The organism is Nocardiopsis sp. NPDC050513 (assembly GCF_044457925.1).
GTDB lineage: Bacteria > Actinomycetota > Actinomycetes > Streptosporangiales > Streptosporangiaceae > Nocardiopsis.
The window spans coordinates 65507-84035 of sequence record NZ_JBITHK010000018.1 but is presented as its reverse complement, the minus strand read 5'-3'; the positions used below and the strand labels follow the sequence as shown (position 1 = coordinate 84035).

The 18529-nt window shown below is 72.7% G+C and carries 17 protein-coding genes and 1 riboswitch; of the genes, 8 read left to right on the top strand and 9 right to left on the bottom strand.

Translation table 11 applies throughout. From position 1 onward, the window contains the following. Window positions 1-129: 129 nt before the first annotated feature. The 3 genes from ACIBFB_RS25090 to thiO all read right to left on the bottom strand — a co-directional run bounded on the left by ACIBFB_RS25090 (window position 130) and on the right by thiO (window position 2344). On the bottom strand, window positions 130-900 hold the full coding sequence (locus ACIBFB_RS25090) for a thiazole synthase (protein WP_397234207.1): 771 nt from the start codon (window positions 898-900) through the stop codon (window positions 130-132). A gap of 2 nt (window positions 901-902) precedes the next feature. After that, window positions 903-1118 carry a sulfur carrier protein ThiS gene (gene thiS / locus ACIBFB_RS25085; protein WP_397234205.1) on the bottom strand — a complete coding sequence of 72 codons (216 nt, stop codon included), beginning with the start codon at window positions 1116-1118 and terminating at the stop codon, window positions 903-905. Continuing rightward, entirely contained in the window at window positions 1109-2344 is a 1236-nt protein-coding gene (gene thiO / locus ACIBFB_RS25080) for a glycine oxidase ThiO (protein ID WP_397234203.1), read from the bottom strand. Before thiO ends, thiS begins: the two co-directional genes overlap by 10 nt. Continuing rightward, a riboswitch (TPP riboswitch) is annotated at window positions 2341-2455 on the bottom strand. (Overlaps the previous gene by 4 nt.) Window positions 2456-2574: 119 nt before the next feature. On the opposite strand from thiO, the gene ACIBFB_RS25075 reads away from it, so the two are divergent. Beyond that, window positions 2575-2934, top strand: coding sequence for an Rv2175c family DNA-binding protein (locus ACIBFB_RS25075; protein WP_397234201.1), 360 nt, complete (start codon window positions 2575-2577; stop codon window positions 2932-2934). Between the two features lie 63 nt (window positions 2935-2997). Next, entirely contained in the window at window positions 2998-3660 is a 663-nt protein-coding gene (gene thiE, locus ACIBFB_RS25070; protein WP_397234199.1) for a thiamine phosphate synthase, read from the top strand. A gap of 148 nt (window positions 3661-3808) precedes the next feature. On the opposite strand, the gene ACIBFB_RS25065 is transcribed toward thiE, so the two are convergent. The 4 genes from ACIBFB_RS25065 to ACIBFB_RS25050 form a co-directional block, all read right to left on the bottom strand. Continuing rightward, window positions 3809-4702 (bottom strand): SDR family oxidoreductase, encoded by an 894-nt coding sequence (locus tag ACIBFB_RS25065; protein WP_397234197.1) that lies wholly within the window; start codon window positions 4700-4702, stop codon window positions 3809-3811. A 68-nt stretch (window positions 4703-4770) separates the two neighbouring features. Beyond that, window positions 4771-6042, bottom strand: a complete 1272-nt coding sequence (locus ACIBFB_RS25060) for a DUF418 domain-containing protein (RefSeq protein WP_397234195.1) — start codon at window positions 6040-6042, stop codon at window positions 4771-4773. 125 nt (window positions 6043-6167) lie between these two features. Beyond that, entirely contained in the window at window positions 6168-7256 is a 1089-nt protein-coding gene (locus ACIBFB_RS25055) for a polyprenyl synthetase family protein (protein WP_397234193.1), read from the bottom strand. Window positions 7257-7322: 66 nt separating this feature from the next. Continuing rightward, the gene (locus ACIBFB_RS25050) at window positions 7323-8126 is read right to left on the bottom strand and encodes a DUF817 domain-containing protein (RefSeq protein WP_397234191.1); all 804 of its coding nucleotides are present in this window, start codon (window positions 8124-8126) and stop codon (window positions 7323-7325) included. A gap of 226 nt (window positions 8127-8352) precedes the next feature. Between ACIBFB_RS25050 and metF the strand changes: the two genes are divergently transcribed. Continuing rightward, window positions 8353-9213 carry a methylenetetrahydrofolate reductase [NAD(P)H] gene (gene metF, locus ACIBFB_RS25045; protein WP_397234242.1) on the top strand — a complete coding sequence of 287 codons (861 nt, stop codon included), beginning with the start codon at window positions 8353-8355 and terminating at the stop codon, window positions 9211-9213. Here metF and ACIBFB_RS25040 read toward each other — a convergent pair. Together ACIBFB_RS25040 and ACIBFB_RS25035 are read right to left on the bottom strand one after the other, a co-directional pair. Then, window positions 9134-9739: a GNAT family N-acetyltransferase gene (locus ACIBFB_RS25040; RefSeq protein WP_397234189.1), complete on the bottom strand. Its 606-nt coding sequence runs from the start codon at window positions 9737-9739 to the stop codon at window positions 9134-9136. The two genes, metF and ACIBFB_RS25040, sit on opposite strands and share 80 nt — an antisense overlap. A gap of 312 nt (window positions 9740-10051) precedes the next feature. Beyond that, window positions 10052-10546: a transcriptional regulator gene (locus tag ACIBFB_RS25035; protein WP_017576791.1), complete on the bottom strand. Its 495-nt coding sequence runs from the start codon at window positions 10544-10546 to the stop codon at window positions 10052-10054. 498 nt (window positions 10547-11044) lie between these two features. Between ACIBFB_RS25035 and pyrR the strand changes: the two genes are divergently transcribed. The 5 genes from pyrR to carB all read left to right on the top strand — a co-directional run bounded on the left by pyrR (window position 11045) and on the right by carB (window position 18525). After that, window positions 11045-11680 (top strand): bifunctional pyr operon transcriptional regulator/uracil phosphoribosyltransferase PyrR, encoded by a 636-nt coding sequence (gene pyrR, locus ACIBFB_RS25030; protein WP_397234186.1) that lies wholly within the window; start codon window positions 11045-11047, stop codon window positions 11678-11680. Continuing rightward, entirely contained in the window at window positions 11680-12588 is a 909-nt protein-coding gene (locus tag ACIBFB_RS25025; RefSeq protein ID WP_397234184.1) for an aspartate carbamoyltransferase catalytic subunit, read from the top strand. Before pyrR ends, ACIBFB_RS25025 begins: the two co-directional genes overlap by 1 nt. A 130-nt stretch (window positions 12589-12718) precedes the next feature. Beyond that, a complete protein-coding gene (locus tag ACIBFB_RS25020) occupies window positions 12719-14020 on the top strand; it encodes a dihydroorotase (RefSeq protein ID WP_397234182.1) in 1302 nt (433 codons plus the stop codon). A gap of 50 nt (window positions 14021-14070) precedes the next feature. Further along, window positions 14071-15213 (top strand): glutamine-hydrolyzing carbamoyl-phosphate synthase small subunit, encoded by a 1143-nt coding sequence (gene carA, locus ACIBFB_RS25015; protein ID WP_397234240.1) that lies wholly within the window; start codon window positions 14071-14073, stop codon window positions 15211-15213. Window positions 15214-15222: 9 nt separating this feature from the next. Continuing rightward, entirely contained in the window at window positions 15223-18525 is a 3303-nt protein-coding gene (gene carB, locus ACIBFB_RS25010; protein WP_397234180.1) for a carbamoyl-phosphate synthase large subunit, read from the top strand. Window positions 18526-18529 lie beyond the last annotated feature (4 nt).

Below are 18529 nucleotides of genomic sequence, written 5' to 3'. Positions count from 1 at the left end.
GATCTCTCCGCGCGGGCGGCGTTCGCGGGTCGTGTTCGGTCGTGCGGTGCCGCTCCGTTAGCACCGCGTACCCCATCCACGGTAAGGGACGCCGCCAAACGCCCGTGGGGACCTCGGCGGCGCCCGTCGTCAATCGACCGTGGGAGAGGACGCCCGGGCGTGTCGGCGCACCGGGATCCGACCCGCCAGGCGCGCGGCGCGGCCCGCGCGGACGGCGTCGCGCATGGCCGCCGCCATCCGTACCGGGTCCTGCGCGCGGGTCACCGCCGTGGCGAGCAGGACCGCGTCGCAGCCCAGCTCCATGGCCAGCGCGGCGTCGCTGGCGGTGCCGATCCCGGCGTCGACGATCACCGGGACGCCCGCCTGTTCGACGATCAGCTCCAGGTTGTGCGGGTTGCGGATGCCCAGGCCGGAGCCGATCGGCGCGGCCAGCGGCATCACCGCCGCGCACCCCAGCTGCTCCAGGCGGCGCGCCAGGACCGGGTCGTCGTTCGTGTAGGGGAGGACGGTGAAGCCCTCGTCCACGAGCCGTTCGGCGGCGTCGAGCAGCTCCACCGGGTCGGGCAGGAGGGTGTGCTCGTCCGCGACGACCTCGAGCTTGACCCAGTCGGTGCCCAGGGCCTCCCGGCCGAGGCGGGCGGTGCGCACGGCGTCGGCGGCGGTGAAGCAGCCCGCGGTGTTGGGCAGGGGGCGGATCTTGTTGCGGGTCAGGACGTCCCACACGGACCCCCGGGCGCCGGGTGTCACCCGGCGCATCGCCACGGTGGTCAGCTCGGTCCCGGATGTGACGAGCGCCTCCTCCAACACCTCCATCGACGGGGCGCCGCCGGTGCCGGTGATGAGCCGGGAGCCGAAGGAGACGCCGTCGATCACCAACGGGTCGTCCAGGTTGTCGGTCATGGTCAGCCTCCCTGCACTGCGGTCAGGACGTCCACGCGGTCGCCGGCGCCCAGGGGCGTGTGCGCCCAGGCGGTCCGGCGCACCACCTCGTCGTTGACGGCCACGGCGATGCCGCCGGGGGCCTCGCCGCCGTCCGGGGCGGTCAGGTCGCGCACGACAGCGGCGACGGTGGTGTCCTCGGCGACCTCGCGCCGGTCGCCGTTGATGATCAGTTCCACTGCTTCTCCCACGTGCTCGTGTGGCCGCCGCCCAGCTCGCGGTCGGCGGCGAAGGCGCGCGCGTACTCGGGCAGGGCGCCGCCGGTGAGGGCCTCGGCCATGACCTCCCCGGTGACCGGGGTCAGCAGGACGCCGTGCCGGTAGTGACCGCCGGCCAGGTGCACGCCCGGAATCCGGGTGGGGCCCAGGAGCGGTTCGTTGTCGGGTGAGCCCGGGCGCAGGCCGACGCAGGTCTCGGTGACCTCCAGTTCGGTCACGCCCGGGACGAGTTCGCGCGCGTCCCGCAGGACCTGCCACAGCCCCCCGGCGGTCAGCGCGGTGTCGTAGCCCATCTCCTCCTGGGTGGCGCCGACGATGACCTCCCCGTCCTCGCGCGGCACGAAATAGACGGGGAAGCCGCGGACCAGCCCCCGGACCGTGCGCCCGACGATGGGCGGCTCCCCGGCGGGCGGGCGCATCCGCAGCAGCTGGCCCTTGACCGGGCGCAGGTGCGGCACCGCCGGCCCGGGGACGGTGATCCGGTCGGTCCAGCAGCCCGCGGCCAGGACCACCTGGTCGGTGGGCAGGACGTCGCCGTCCGCCAGGCGCACTCCCAGGGGCGCGCCGCCGGGTCCGCCGTCGGTGACCTCCTCGGCCCGGTCGGCGAGCTCGGCCACGCCCGCCCGTGCGCCCGCCGCGGCCAGCGCCCGCAGCAGCAGCCGGGGGTCCACCGAGTGGTCGTCGGGGGCGTGCAGGCCGCCGCGCACGGACGGGGCGAGCATGGGCTCCAGGCGTCGGCACTCGCGGCTGGTCAGGCGCTCGCTGACGACGCCGATACGCCGCTGGAGGTCCTGGAGGTCGCCGAGGACGGCCAGGTCGTCGCGGTCGAAGGCGACGAGGAGCGTGCCGGTGGTGCGGTAGCCCACCCGCACGCCGCTCGCCCGCTCCAGCTCGGCGACGAAGTCCGGGTACATGCCCGTGGACCGGACGCCGAGTCCGACCAGCCGCTCCTCGCCGAACACCGCCTCGGTGGCGGGGGTGAGCATGCCCGCGGCGACCACCGAGGAGGCCCGGGCGCGCGAGGGGGCGCCGACGGGGTCGGGCTCGACGAGGGTGACGGACAGTCCGCGCTGGGCGGCGCGCCAGGCGGTGACCCGCCCGACGAGGCCGCCGCCGACCACGACCACCCGGTCGCCGTCATTGGTAGGACGACTCGCCTCGGAGCGGGGCTCGTTCGATGTGCGCATGGCGCTGGGTTCCACTCCCTTCGCCGGTATGACCCGGATCAGGTTCGTGCGGTCGGAGGCCGGATCAGCCTCCCTCTCAGCCGGGTCCACCCGGCTCCCGCGGGACGTTCACTTCCGCGTTCATCGTAGATCACCCCGGTTCGGGGGCGGTGACGGGGATCTCGCGGGCACGCGTCGGGCCCTCCCGGCGAGGGTGTCCGGGCCCCTCGCCGGTATGGCAGATTGGAAACGTGACACAACGCGAATCCGACATCGACGCACTGGTCGGCGAGTGGCTGACTCTCAGGGAGGCGGCGGCGCCGCTGGGCGTGAGCCCGAACCGGATCAAGCAGCTGATCCGGGAGAACCGGATGATGGGCGTCGTCCGCTCCGGAGAGCTGTCCGTTCCGGCCGCGTTCCTGGACGGGGACGACCTCGTCAAGGGTCTTCCGGGGACACTGGTGCTGCTCACCGACGCGGGCTTCTCCACCGAGGAGGCCCTGCGCTGGCTGTTCACGCACGACGACACCCTTCCGGGCACGCCGATCCAGGCCATGCGCGAGAACCGGGGCACCGAGGTCCGCCGCCGGGCGCAGAGCCTGGCCTTCTGAGGAGGCGCGCCGTCGGGGACCGTCCCTTGGGCGCTCCGCGGCACAGGCCCTAGGCTGGTCGGCGTGAGGACCAGCCACGGAACCAGCCTGCGCAAGCGCCTGGACGCATCCCTTCTGTACCTGTGCACCGACGCCCGGCGTGAGCGCGGTGATCTCGCCGAGTTCGCCGACGCCGCCCTGGCCGGGGGCGTGGACATCATCCAGCTCCGGGACAAGGGCCTGGAGGCGCGCGAGGAGATCGCCGCCCTGGAGGTGCTCAGGGAGGCCTGCGAGCGGCACGGCGCCCTGCTCGCGGTCAACGACCGGGCCGACATCGCCCGCGCGGTGCGCGCCGACGTCCTGCACCTGGGCCAGCGCGACCTGCCGGTCCCCATGGCCCGGGACATCATCGGCGCGGACCCGGTCATCGGCCGCTCCAACAACGACATCGGCGCCGCGACCGCCTCCGCCGCGGAACTCGGCAGCGACTACTTCTGCGTGGGCCCGACCTGGGCGACCCCCACCAAGCCGGGCCGGCCCGCCGCCGGGCTGGAACTGGTCGAGCGGGCCGCCGCGCTGGACACGGACAAGCCGTGGTTCGCCATCGGCGGGATCGACCTGTCCAACGTCGACCGGGTCCTCGACGCCGGTGCCCGCCGGGTCGTGGTCGTCCGCGCGATCACCGAGGCGGAGGACCCCCGGGCGGCCGCCGCCGAGCTGCGCGCCCGTCTGGCAGCCCGCGCCTAGCCGTGTCCGCTCCCGGCCTCCGCTTCGCTCCGGCCCGCCCGTCGCCCTCCACGGACGCCCTCGGCGGTCGCGACCCCGAGCACCCCGGCGGCGACCGAACGGGACCCCCCGGGTCGACCGCCTCGGGGGACACCGCCCGCGGCAGCAGTCAGACCGCGACGTGCGACAGCGCGCTCGGGTGGCGCCGCAGGAACCCCTCGATCGACTGGGCCGGGTGCCCGGTCAGCTTCGGGACGGTGGGCGCGACCACGTCCATCTCCCCGGTGGCGATCGCCGCGTAGGACGACGCCCACCCCTCGACCGCCCACTCGGGCGCCCCACCGGACCGACGCGACTCCAGCGCCTCCTCCCACGTCTCCGGCACGTACCGCACGGTGCGGCCGGTCAGGGAGGACAGCTTGTCCACGGTGGCGCCCAGCGTCAGCGCCTCCGGGCCGGTGACGTCGAAGGTCGCGCCGTCGGACACGGCGACCACCGCCGGGTCGGTCAGCACGGCGGTCGCCACGTCCGCCACGTCGTCGCGCGACACCCAGGCGACCCGGCCGTCGCCGGCGGGCCCGCGCACCACACCGCGCTCGTCCGCCCAGCGCGGCAGCAGGTCCAGGTACAGGCTGGGTCTCAGGAAGGTGTGCGCCACTCCGGACAGCCGGATGTGCGCCTCGGTGAAGAAGTGCGTCCGGGCGAAGGTGAACGTGGCCGCCGGTCCGGCGTTGAGGAACGACAGGTAGACGATCCGCGACACCCCCGCCTTGACCGCCGCGTCCACCGCGCTCGTGTGCGCGTCGATCCGGTCCTCCGACTCGGTCGCCGACACGAGGAACAGCGTGTCCACCCCGCGGCAGGCGCGCTCGAAGTCGGTGGTGTCCTCGTAGGCCGCCATCGCCGCGCTGCTGCCCGGGTACTCCGGGGCCCGGTTGATGTCGCGGACGATGAGCCGCTGCGCCATCCCGAGCCGTGCGATCCGGGCCGCGACGCGTCCGCCGACGGCCCCGGTCGCCCCGGTCACCCCTATGGTGTGGTTTGTCATCTGATCGTCGCCCATGACACCCCATCCTGAGGGATCGGGACGGGCCGGGCACCGAACGGCACGCGCGTTTTTGCGGCTACCGGTCAGTGGGTGGTGCGCTCTTGGTCCGCGTCCCGCTCGGGCGGGGCGGCCCCGCCCCGGAGGGGACGCCGGTAGGACAGGCGGCGCAGCAGCACCTCGGCGGGACCGCGGCGGCCGGCGCGCTCCAGCGTGGAGGCGAACACCACCGTCGCCAGCCACACCCCGACCGCGAACAGGAACATGCTCCACGACGTCAGGTGCGCGGCCAGTCCCAGGCCCCACGCGGCCAGCAGCGGCGCGCACAGCACCGACTGCGCCAGGTAGCACGAGAGCGAGCGCCGACCGGTGGCGGTGAGCGCGGTCAGCACCGGACCGGGCTCGCGCCCCCGCAGCTGGATCCGGTGGGCGATGAGCGCGATCAGCGCGACGTACCCCAGGCCGCCCATCATGCCGGTGGTGGCGTTCAGCATGGACAGAGCGTCGCCCGGGGACCAGTCCAGGACCCCGGTCTGGGTCAGCGCCGTCGGGAGGCCGCCCAGCCAGCCCGCTGCGATGCCGCCGAAGGCGACCCGGCGCAGCAGGACGAGGTGGCGCCCGGGCTCCTCCAGGATCCGGCGGCGCGCGGCCCAGAACCCGAGCAGGATCACGGTGGGGACCACCATCCCGAGCACGCCCTGGCCGAGGACGATCAGGGGCCAGGCGGTGACACGGCCCAGGGCGGCGCCGACCAGGGAGGGGTCGCCGATGTTGTCGGCCAGCGTGTCGATGACGTCCGCCGTCGAGGACTCCGCCCCGGACTGCGACAGCGCGAGCGGCACGAGGCTGAGGAGCGACAGCAGAGCCAGGACGCCCGTGAGCGCCCCGGCCCACGCCAGCAGGGTGGTGTCCCTGCGGCGGAGGAACAGCCAGCACATCAGCAGACCGGCCAGGCCGTAGGCGCCTAGCACGTCGCCCATCCACAGCAGGAGGGCGTGGACGAAGCCGAAGGCCAGCAGCCACAGGTTGCGCCGCCGCAGGAGGGCGGACACGCTCCTCGGGTCGGCCCCGGCGGCCTCCTGCCGTGTGGCGAGCTGCACGATCCCGTACCCGAACAGGAACGCGAACATCGGGTAGCTGCGCGCGTCCACGGCCACGATGGTGAAGAACTGCGCGACCTTGTCCAGCGTCCCCTCGGGCACCGGGTGGGCGCCCAGACCGCCCATCGGCACCGCCCACAGGTACCAGACCGTGTTGGCGAGCGCGATGAACAACAGCATGAAACCGCGCGCCAGGTCCGGTGCGAGCGCCCGCTCACCCGCCCCCGTCGGCCCCCTCGACGCGGTTCTCGCAGACATGACGACGTCCCCCCCCGTGGTCCCGATACGAATGACGACGATTCAATCGGGCGGGAACAGCGGGCGGCAACCTACTTTCGTAGGGTTCGTCCCCGACGTCCGTCCCGGGCCGCGCGGCCCCGGACTCAGTGCGTCCGGGACGTGGCGGCCACCACGAGCCGGCGCAGCGGCTCGCGGGCGCCGGCGTCCAGCTCGGGGCTCTCCAGGGCGGCCATCGCCTGAGCGGCGTACTCCTCGATGAGCGCCTCGCACGCCTTGAGCGCGCCGGAGTCGGCGATCAGCCCGCACATCCACGCGACCGACTCCGCGGACAGGTCCGGCGTGCCCAACAGGGAGCGGAACCGGTCGGCGTCGGCGTCCGCGGAGCGTGCGAGGGTCTCGGCCACGACCAGGGTCCGCTTCCCCTCGCGCAGGTCGTCCCCGGCGGGCTTGCCCGTGGTGCCCGGGTCGCCGAACACCCCGAGGACGTCGTCGCGCAGTTGGAAGGCCACGCCCAGCGGCAGGCCGTAGGCGGTGTAGACCCCCTCCAGGGCGTCGAGCCGACCGGCCAGCGCCGCGCCCAGGTGCAGCGGGCGCTCGATCGTGTACTTGGCGGACTTGTACCGCATCACGCGCAGGGCGGCCTCGCGCGTTCCGGTCCCGCGCACCTGCTCCAGGGTGTCGAGGTACTGCCCCGCCATGACCTCGGTGCGCATGGCGTCGAAGGGCGGCCGACCGGCCTGCAGCGTCTCCAGCGCGAACCCGCTGGCCTGGTACATCTCGTCGGACCAGGCCAGGCAGATGTCGCCGATGAGGATCGCCGCACCCTGGCCGAACCCCGCGCTGTCGCCGCTCCAGCCGTGCTCGGCGTGCAGCGTCTCCAGGCGCTTGTGCGTGGCGGGCAGCCCGCGGCGGGTGTCGCTGCGGTCGATGACGTCGTCGTGGATGAGCGCGCACGCCTGGAGGAACTCCAGGGACGCCGCGGCACGGGTGATCCGGCCGTCCTCCCCGGCCCCGCCCGCGCCGCGCCACCCCCAGTAGCAGAAGGTGGGCCGCAGGCGTTTGCCGCCCGTGAGCATCGCCTCCAGGGCGTCCATGGCCGGGGCCAGCTCCTCGCCGATCTCCAGCAGCTGTGTCCGGTGCGCGGCGCAGAACGCGGTCAGCTCGTCGTCCACGGCGGAGCGGATCACGGACACGGGCGAGGCTGACGGGGCGGAGGAAGCGAAAGGGGCCATACCCAGCACACTAGCGGCTGGCCTGGACGGCCGGTGCGGTTTCCGCGGATCGCCCGCGGGCCCGGCTCAACGCACCGCCGCCGCGCGTTCCGGCCCGGAGCCCCGGGTCTGGTGCCAGCTGGCGACCAGGACGAAGGACACCGTCACCAGGAGGGCCCAGGCGCCGAGCTTGGCGACGTGCACGAACTCCCAGCCCTGGGCCTGGTGCGGGTACCGCCAGGCGTCGAACAGGGTGGACACGTTCTCGGCGACCCACAGGAACACCCCGATCAGCAGGAACGACAGGGACAGCGGCATCCGGTACCGCGCCTCGCCGACGGTGAAGTACACCCAGGTGCCCCACGTGACGGCGACGAGCAGGGCCGCCAGGAGCACGCGGAGATCAGGGAGCCAGTGGTGGGTGAGGAAGTTGAGGTAGATCGCGATCGCCACCGCGGTCGTCGCCCAGGCCCGGTAGCCGACCAGACCCAGGTCCAACAGCCGCCACGCCCGCACGATGTACGAACCCACCGCGGCGTACATGAAGCCGCTGTACAGGGGCACGCCCCACAGCACCGTCCAGGCCTCCTCGGGGTAGGACCACGAGCCGAGCCGTACCTTGGCCAGTTCGAAGGCCAGGCCCACCACGTGGAAGCCCGCGATCGCGGCGATCTCCCGGCCGCTCTCCAGCCGCAGACCCCAGAACACCGCCGTCACCGCCACCGCGTAGAGCAGGAGCGCGTCGTAGCGGGGGAGGGGCAGGGGCACCGCCGTGGACGCCGCCAGCCCGGCGAACATGCACACCGCGAAGGCGCACGCCCGGGACTGCAGCCAGGCGAACCTGAGCAGCTGCGCGAGGACGTACCGGGGCGGGGCGGACGTTCGTGCCATCGGCCGATGATCGCAGGCCCACGAGCCCCGGTGCACCCCGTCCCCGGCATGCCCACGACCACATCCGAGACAGTCCGTCTCACGGAGTGGGACGATTCTTTCGATGCGCGAGGGGGGCTCGCCTAAGGTTGTACGCATGCTGGCTGCACCGACACGCCCCGCGGGGCTCCGAAACACGGCCCCACGGCCGCGTCAGATTCGTGAACTCCTCAACTCGGGCGAGCCGATGTTCTCCTTCGAGTTCTTCCCGCCGCGCGGCCCCAAGTCCCAGGCGCGGCTGTGGCGCGCCATCCGCGAGATCGAGGCGCTCGGCCCCTCCTTCGTCTCGGTCACCTACGGCGCGGGCGGCGGCACGCGCGACCTCACCGTGGAGACGACCGAGCGGATCGCGACCGACACCACGCTGCTGCCGGTCGCGCACATGACACTGGTCGACCACTCGGTCGCCGAACTGCGGCACCTCATCGGGCGGTTCTCCGACGCGGGCGTGTCCAACATGCTGGCCGTGCGCGGTGACCCTCCCGGCGACCCGACCGGCGAGTGGGTCCGGCACCCCCGGGGGCTGACCTACGCCGAGGAGCTCGTCCGGCTGCTCAAGGAGAGCGGCGACTTCAGCGTGGGCGTGGCCGCCTTCCCCTACAAGCACCCCCGGTCGGCCGACGTCGGTACCGACACCGACCACTTCGTGCGCAAGTGCGAGGCGGGCGCGGACTACGCCATCACCCAGATGTTCTTCGACGTCGAGGACTACCTGCGGCTGCGGGACCGGGTGGCCGCGCGCGGCTGCGAGGTGCCGATCATCCCCGAGGTGTTCCCGGTGGTGAGGCTGGCCTCGATCCCGCACTCGGAGAAGCTCTCCGGGGCGCCCTTCCCGCGTGAGCTGGCCGAGCGCTACGCGCGCCTCGGCGACGACGCCGACGCGGTGCGGTCGTTCGGCATCGAGTACGCCCAGCGCATGTGCGAGCGGCTGCTCGCCGAGGGGGCGCCGGGCATCCACTTCATCACTTTCAACCAGTCCACCGCCACCAGGGAGATCTACCGGGAGGTCGCCCCGGGCAGGCCCGCAGGGGGAGCCGGGCGGCCATGATCGAGAAGGGCTGACTCGGGCTGCCGGGGAAGGAGAAGTCCCCCAGCACCTCGGTGAACCCGCACGAGCGGTACAGATGGCGCGCCGCGGTGGGTCCCACGCGTGTGGACAGCACCGCGGTGCGCTCGGGCCGCCCCTCGCACAGGGCGTGCAGCATCGCCCGTCCGATGCCCCGGTTCTGCGCCTCGGGGTGGACGTGGACCTCGGCGATCTCCAGCGGGTCGGACAGGTACCGGCGCGCCAGCCGCGCCCGGCCGCGCGCGTGCAGCGCCTCGGTGACGACGTCGTGCCACCACTGGCCCCCGTGTCCGTGGAACCCGTAGGCGAAGCCGACCGCGCGCTCCTCGGACACCGCCACCACCGAGCGGAACCCCGGGTGGCGGGTGTGCCCGTTCATGACGGAGGCCCGGCCCGGCAGTTGTTCGGGCGGGGGGCGCATGGCCGCCTCGTACACCCCGAGGAGGGCGGGGACGGCGTGCGCGAACGCCGCGGGGGCGAGTTCGCGCAGTTCGGTGTCTGCTGCCACCCCGTCAGCCTAGATCGTGTCCGGCGGGCGCGTCGCTTGACGCGTTACCCGCCCTGGGGTTAACTGGTGGCGATCGAACTGGAGTTCGATCGCGGTCCGAAGGGTTGCCCCCCGACGGACGACGGCGCGGCCAGGTTGGGGAGGGGAAGCCCCACGTCTGGCCGCGCCGTTCGCGTGCGCCGTCGCCACCGTCGCGCTCCCGGCGGGCGCCCGGACGGCGCCGGGCACACAAGAAACCGGCGTCCCGAGGATCGCCGGTTCTCGTGTACGGGTCCGGGCGGCCCGCCGACCGCCGGGAGGACCTTCCCCGCCCTAGAAGGCGTCGACCGCGCGGCGCGCCTCGGGGTCGAGGACGCCCCAGTTGATGAGCTCCTCGGTCAGGTCCGACGGAGACTTGTCGTAGATGACCGCGAGTGAGCGCAGGTCCTCCTGGCGGATGGACAGCACGCGGCCGTTGTAGTCGCCCCGCTGGCTCTGGATGGTGGCCACGTAGCGGGACAGCGGGCCGGCCTTCTCCTGCGGCAGCTGCTGCATGCGCTCGAGGTCGATGACCAGCTTGGGCGTCGGGCCGAGGGGGGTGGGGGCGGCGCCGCCGGGCAGCAGCTCCGACATCGGGACACCGTAGAAGTCGGCCAGTTCGGCGAGCTTCTGGACGGTGACGGCGCGGTCGCCACGCTCGTAGGAGCCGACCACGACGGCCTTCCAGCGCCCGTGGGACTTCTCCTCCACCCCGTGCAGGGACAGACCCTGCTGGGTGCGGATGGCACGCAGCCGCGCACCGAGGGACTTCGCGTATTCGGATGGCATCTTCTTGTCGCTCCCGGCCGTGACGGTGGCTGGCGTGGTGGGGAGGCGTCCGCTCGTCCTCGGCGGGCCGCACAGGCGGTCCATCGGTGGTCACGGGGTGCAACCCCACCCGGCAATGGTTACAGACAGTGACGCTAGGGGGGTCTGGCTTCCAGGTCAAGCCGTTGGTGTGAAACGCGACGAATCAGTGGCCAAACCGTGCGTACGTGAGGCACCTCTCATGTGTGGACCGATCGGGGCGAGTGGGGCGGATTTCATGGGCGAAAAGCCCGATCTGGCAGGCGTTTTCACGTTTTGCCCCTGGAAGGGGCCAATCCGGCCAGTCATGAAACGGCTACCCTTGGGTGACTAAGCGCCCACTCTGAATGTGACGAGAGTCACATTCGTGACCGACTGAGATCGACCGCCTCTCGAAGGTCCCTGGTCGTCGCTGGTAGCGTGGGCCCGATCGACATCCTTTAACGACCTGTTCAGTGAGGCAGGGAAGGAGTCACTACTTTGCGTGCGCGCAATCAGACGAGGGGTGACACCGGGTCCACCGACCCCGCGTCGTCACCCGAAGTGCCCGACGGCGCCCGGGCCGTCCTCGACGGACCCGAGATCAACCGGGCGCTCACCCGCATCGCCCACGAGGTGCTCGAACGCACCAAGGGCGGCCGGCACGTCACGCTCCTGGGCATCCCCTCGCGGGGCGTTCCCCTCGCCCGGCGCCTCGCCCGGCGGATCGAACACGTCGAGGACCTGAAGGTGCCCACCGGCTCCCTCGACATCACCATGTACCGCGACGACCTGCGGCTCGCCCCCGCGCGGGCGCTCGGCAGGACCGAGATCCCCGCGGGAGGACTCGACGACCGCGTCGTCGTCCTCGTCGACGACGTCCTCTTCTCCGGCCGCACCGTGCGCGCCGCGCTGGACGCCCTGGGCGACCTCGGCCGTCCCCGCGCCGTCCAGCTCGCCGTCCTCGTCGACCGCGGCCACCGGGAACTGCCGATCCGCGCGGACTACGTCGGCAAGAACCTGCCGACCTCCCTGCGCGAGAACGTCACCGTCCGCCTCACCGAGACCGACGGACACGACGCGGTCCTGCTCGGCCCCGCACGGCCGCGCCCCGGCGCCGCGGAGGGGGACGACTGATGCGCCACCTGCTCTCCACCGGCGACCTCACCCGTGACGAGGCGACCCTCGTCCTGGACACCGCCGCCGAGCTCGCGCGGGTCAGCGACCGCTCGGTCAAGAAGCTCCCGACCCTGCGCGGACGCACCGTGGTCAACCTCTTCTACGAGGACTCCACCCGCACCCGCACCTCCTTCGAGCTCGCGGCCAAGCGCCTGTCCGCCGACGTCATCAACTTCTCCGCCAAGGGGTCGAGCGTCTCCAAGGGCGAGAGCCTCAAGGACACCGCCCTGACCCTCCAGGCGATGGGCGCCGACGGCGTCGTCATCCGCCACAGCGCCTCCGGCGCCGCCCACCGCCTCGCCAACTGGGTCGACGGCTCCGTGCTCAACGCGGGCGACGGCACCCACGAACACCCCACCCAGGCCCTCCTGGACGCCTTCACCATGCGCTCCCGCCTGGGACGCCTGGACGGGCTGCGGGTGGCCATCGTCGGCGACATCCTGCACAGCCGCGTCGCCCGTTCCAACGTGCTCCTGCTGAACACCCTCGGCGCGCACGTCACCCTGGTCGCGCCGCCCACCCTGCTGCCGGTCTCGGTGCACACCTGGCCGTGCGAGGTCTCCTACGACCTCGACGACGTCCTGCCCAAGTCCGACGTGGTGATGCTGCTGCGGGTGCAGGCCGAGCGGATGACCGAGTCCTACTTCCCGTCCGTGCGCGAGTACAGCCGCAACTACGGGCTGGACGGCGAACGCCTGGCGCGCATGCCCCAGGACGCGATCGTCATGCACCCCGGCCCCATGGTCCGCGGCGTGGAGATCTCCGCCGAGGTCGCCGACTCGCCGCGCTGCACCGTGACCGAACAGGTCGCCAACGGCGTGAGCCTGCGCATGGCCGTGCTCTACCTGCTGCTCGGCGGCTCCTGACCGCTCCGGCCGCTCCGAGCGCCTCGGCCACCCCGGCGCGCGCCCGCGACCCCCGGGCCGCCGCGCCCGGGTTCCGGCGCGCCCTCGCACCGACCTTCCGCACACCGAACACGAGGAACACCACACAGCGATGCCCGACACCCACGGACTGCACCTCATCCGCCGCGCCCGCGCGCTCGGCGGCGACCCCGTCGACATCCTGCTCGCCGACGGCAGGATCTCCGCCGTCGGCCGCGACCTGGACGCCCCCGAGGGCGCCGAGACCCTCGACGCCGACGGTCTGATCGCCCTGCCCGGCCTGGTCGACCTGCACACCCACCTGCGCGAGCCCGGCCGCGAGGACGCCGAGACCGTCGCCACCGGCTCCCGCTCCGCCGCGATGGGCGGCTACACCGCGGTCCACGCGATGGCCAACACCGACCCCGTCGCCGACACCGCCGGCGTCGTCGAGCAGGTCTGGCGCCTGGGCCGCGAGGCCGGGTACTGCGACGTGCGCCCCGTCGGCGCCGTCACCGTCGGCCTGGCCGGTGAGCGGCTCGCCGAGATCGGCGCCATGGCCGACTCCGCCGCCCAGGTCCGCGTCTTCTCCGACGACGGCGTCTGCGTCTCCGACGCCCTGCTCATGCGCCGGGCCCTGGAGTACGTCAAGGCCTTCGACGGCGTCGTGGCCCAGCACGCCCAGGAGCCCCGCCTGACCGAGGGCGCCCAGATGAACGAGGGATGCGTCTCCGACCGCCTCGGCCTGCCGGGATGGCCGGCGGTCGCCGAGGAGGCGATCATCGCCCGCGACTGCCTCCTCGCCCAGCACGTCGGCTCCCGCCTGCACGTGTGCCACGTCTCCACCAAGGGGTCCGTCGACATCGTCCGCTGGGCCAAGGCCCGCGGCTGCGACGTCACCGCCGAGGTCACCCCCCACCACCTGCTGCTCACCGACGACCTGGTCGAGAGCTACGATCCCATCTACAAGGTCAACCCGCCGCTGCGCACGGCCGAGGACGTCCAGGCGCTGCGCGAGGGGCTGGCCGACGGCACGATCGACATCGTGGCCACCGACCACGCCCCGCACCCGGTGGAGGCCAAGGAGACCGAGTGGTCCACCGCCGCCATGGGCATGGTCGGCCTGGAGACCGCCCTGGCGGTCGTCCAGCACACGATGGTCGACACCGGCCTGCTCACCTGGGACCAGGTCGCCGACCGCATGTCCGCCGCCCCCGCCCGCATCGGACGGGTCTCCGGACACGGACGCGACCTCGTCGCCGGTGAGCCCGCCAACGTCGTGCTGTACGACCCGGCGGCCCCCGTCGAGGTCGACGGCGCGGCCATGGCCACCAAGAGCAGCAACACCCCCTTCCGCGGCATGACGCTGCCCGGCCGGGTCCGCGCGACCTTCCTGCGCGGGGTTCCGACCGTCCTGGAAGGGAAGATCAGTTGAACACGACAGAGAAGACCCAGGTCAGCACTGGTTCGGTAGAGGGGGAGAACGTGTCCGAGGAAACCGGCGGACCGGCGGTTCTGGTGCTCGAGGACGGCAGGGTCTTCCACGGGCGCTCCTTCGGCGCCACCGGGGAGACCTTCGGCGAGGCCGTCTTCAATACCGGCATGACCGGCTACCAGGAGACCCTCACCGACCCCTCGTACCACCGCCAGATCGTCGCGATGACCGCCCCGCACATCGGCAACACCGGTGTCAACGACGACGACCCCGAGTCGGGCCGGATCTGGGTCGCCGGGTACGTCGTCCGCGAGCCCGCGCGCATCCCGTCCAACTGGCGGGCCCAGCGCACCCTCGACGAGGAACTGCGCCGCCAGGGAGTGGTCGGCATCGCCCTCACCGGCACCCGCGCCCTCACCCGCCACCTGCGCGACCGGGGTGCCATGCGCGCCGCGATCAGCACCGTCGAGACCGACCCGAAGGCGCTGCTCGCCCGCATCCAGGAGCAGCCGCGCATGGCCGGGTCGGCCCTGGCCGCCGAGGTCAGCACCGACGCCCGCTACGAGGTCCTGCCGCCCGAGGGCGTCCAGACCCGCTTCCACGTGGCCGCCGTCGACCTCGGCATCAAGGCCATGACGCCCCAGCGCCTGGCCGAGCGCGGCTGCCGGGTCACCGTGCTGCCCGCCACCGCGACCGCCGAGGACATCCTCGCCCTCGACCCCGACGGCGTGTTCTTCAGCAACGGCCCCGGCGACCCCGCCACGGCCGACGGCCCCGTCGCCGCCATGCGCGGCGTCCTGGACGCGGGCAAGCCGCTCTTCGGCATCTGCTTCGGCAACCAGATCCTGGGCCGCGCCCTGGGACTCGGCACGTACAAGCTGACCTTCGGGCACCGCGGCGTCAACCAGCCGGTCCGCGACACCCGCACCGCGAAGGTCGCCATCACCAGCCAGAACCACGGGTTCGCCGTCGACGCGCCGCTCGACGGCTCCTTCGACACCCCCTACGGCCGGGCCGAGGTCAGCCACATCGGCCTCAACGACCAGGTCGTCGAGGGCCTGCGGCTGCTGGACCGACCCGCGTTCAGCGTCCAGTTCCACCCGGAGGCCGCCGCAGGCCCCCACGACGCCGCCGGACTCTTCGACGAGTTCTGCGACCTGATGTCCGCCCAGCCCGCTGGCCAGCAGCAGTAGAGGAAGAACATGCCGCGCCGTAGTGACCTTTCATCCGTCCTCGTGATCGGCTCCGGCCCGATCGTGATCGGGCAGGCGGCCGAGTTCGACTACTCGGGCACCCAGGCCTGCCGTGTCCTGCGGGCCGAGGGCCTGCGGGTCATCCTGGTCAACTCCAACCCGGCCACGATCATGACCGACCCGGAGATCGCCGACGCCACCTACGTCGAGCCGATCACCACCGAGATGATCGAGAAGATCATCGCCAAGGAGCGCCCCGACGCCCTGCTGCCCACCCTGGGCGGGCAGACCGCGCTCAACGCCGCCGTCGCCCTGGACGAGGCGGGCATCCTGGAGAAGTACGGCGTCGAGCTCATCGGCGCCGACATCCAGGCCATCCAGTCGGGCGAGGACCGCGAGACGTTCAAGGGGATCGTCGAGCGCATCGGCGGCGAGTCCGCGCGCTCGCGGATCTGCCACACCCTCCAGGAGTGCCTGGACGCCGCCGAGGAGCTGGACTACCCGGTCGTGGTCCGCCCGTCCTTCACCATGGGCGGCGCCGGTTCCGGCTTCGCCCACGACGAGGGCGAGCTGCGCCGCATCGCCGGCCAGGGCCTCGCGCTCTCCCCGACCACCGAGGTGCTCCTGGAGGAGTCCATCCTCGGCTGGAAGGAGTACGAGCTGGAGCTGATGCGCGACACCAACGACAACGTCGTGGTCGTGTGCTCCATCGAGAACCTCGACCCCATGGGCGTGCACACCGGGGACTCCATCACCGTGGCCCCCGCCATGACCCTGACCGACCGCGAGTACCAGAAGCTGCGCGACATCGGGATCGCGGTCATCCGCGAGGTCGGCGTGGACACCGGCGGCTGCAATATCCAGTTCGCTGTCCACCCCACCACCGGCCGGGTCATCGTGATCGAGATGAACCCGCGCGTGTCCCGGTCCTCGGCGCTGGCCTCCAAGGCCACCGGCTTCCCGATCGCGAAGATCGCCGCCAAGCTCGCCGTCGGCTACTCGCTCGACGAGATCCCCAACGACATCACCCGGGAGACCCCGGCCAGCTTCGAGCCCACACTCGACTACGTGGTCGTCAAGGTCCCCCGGTTCGCCTTCGAGAAGTTCCCGGGCGCCGACCCCACGCTCACCACCACCATGAAGTCGGTCGGTGAGGCGATGGCGATCGGCCGTTCCTTCCCCGAGGCCCTCCAGAAGGCCATGCGCTCGGTGGAGAAGGCCGGGATCGGCTTCACCTGGGCGGGCGAGACCGGGGACAAGGACGACCTGCTGCGCCTGGCCGCCACCCCGACCGAGCACCGCCTGCGCCAGGTCCAGCAGGCCCTGCGCGCCGGTGCGACCGTCGAGGAGCTGCACGAGGCGACCCGGATCGACCCATGGTTCCTCGACCAGATGCTCCGCCTGGAGGAGACGGCCCGCGCCCTGGACGGCGCCGCCAAGCTCGACGCCGGACTGCTGCGCGAGGCCAAGGGACTCGGCTTCTCCGACCTCCAGATCGGCGAGATCACCGGCAGGAGCGAGGACGTGGTCCGCGAACTGCGCCACGCCCTGGGCATCCACCCCGTCTACCTGACCGTGGACACGTGCGCCGCCGAGTTCGCCGCCCGCACGCCCTACCTCTACTCCAGCTACGACGAGGAGACCGAGGTCCCGACCGGCGACCGGCCCAAGATCATCATCCTGGGCTCGGGACCCAACCGCATCGGCCAGGGCGTCGAGTTCGACTACTCCTGCGTCCACGCCTCCTTCGCGCTCTCCGAGGCGGGGTACGAGACCGTGATGGTCAACTGCAACCCGGAGACCGTCTCCACCGACTACGACACCAGCGACCGGCTCTACTTCGAGCCGCTCACGCTGGAGGACGTCCTGGAGGTCGTCCGCGCCGAGCGGGCCGCCGGTCCGGTCGCCGGGGTCATCGTGCAACTGGGCGGCCAGACCCCGCTCGGCCTGGCCCGCCGCCTCAAGGCGGCCGGGGTCCCCATCATCGGCACCAGCCCCGAGGCCATCGACCTGGCCGAGGACCGGGGCGAGTTCGGCAAGGTCCTGGCCGAGGCCGGGCTGCCCGCGCCCAAGCACGGCACCGCCTACTCCTTCGAGGAGGCCAAGGCCGCCGCGGACGAGATCGGCTACCCGGTCATGGTCCGCCCGTCCTACGTGCTCGGGGGCCGCGGCATGGAGATCGTCTACAGCGAGACGATGCTCGCCGACTACATCCGCCGCAACGCCGAGGTCAGCCCCGAGCACCCGGTGCTGATCGACCGCTTCCTCGACGACGCCATCGAGATCGACGTCGACGCCCTCTACGACGGCGCCGACCTGTACCTGGGCGGTGTCATGGAGCACATCGAGGAGGCCGGGATCCACTCCGGCGACTCGGCGTGCACCCTGCCCTCGATCACCCTGGGCGGCGAGGACATCGAGCGGATCCGCTACTCCACCGAGGCCATCGCCCGAGGGACCGGTGTGCGTGGCCTGCTCAACGTCCAGTACGCCCTCGCCTCCGGCGTCCTGTACGTGCTGGAGGCCAACCCGCGCGCCTCGCGCACCGTGCCGTTCGTGTCCAAGGCCACCGCGGTGCCGCTGGCCAAGGCCGCGGCCCGGGTCATGGCGGGCAGCACCATCGCCGAGCTGCGCGCCGAGGGCCTGCTCCCGGCCGAGGGCGACGGCGGCGACCTGCCCGCCGACGCGCCGGTCTCGGTGAAGGAGGCCGTGCTCCCGTTCAACCGGTTCATCGACAGGCAGGGCGAGGGCGTCGACACCATCCTCGGCCCGGAGATGCGCTCCACCGGCGAGGTCATGGGCCTGGACACGCAGTTCGGCGCCGCCTACGCCAAGTCGCAGCTCGGCGTCACCGGCGCCGTCCCGTCCAGCGGCCGGGTGTTCGTGTCGGTGGCCAACCGCGACAAGCGCTCGATGATCTTCCCGGTCAAGCGCCTGGCCGACCTCGGCTTCGAGATCCTCGCCACCGAGGGCACGGCCCTGGTCCTGCGCCGCAACGGGGTCCGCGCCACCGTCGTGCGCAAGCACAGCGAGGGCCCCGGCCCCGACGGCGAGCCGACCATCGTGCAGCTCATCCACGACGGAGGGGTCGACCTCATCGTCAACACCCCGTTCGGCAGCGCCGGGCAGGCCGGTCCGCGTCTGGACGGGTACGAGATCCGCACCGCCGCCGTCGTGCGGGGCGTCCCCAGCGTGACCACCGTGCAGGGGCTCGCCGCGGCGGTGCAGGCGATCGAGGCGCGTGTGCGCGGTGACGTCGGCGTGCGGTCCCTCCAGGAGCACGCGAGCACGCTGCAGGCCGGTCGGGCGTAACCGG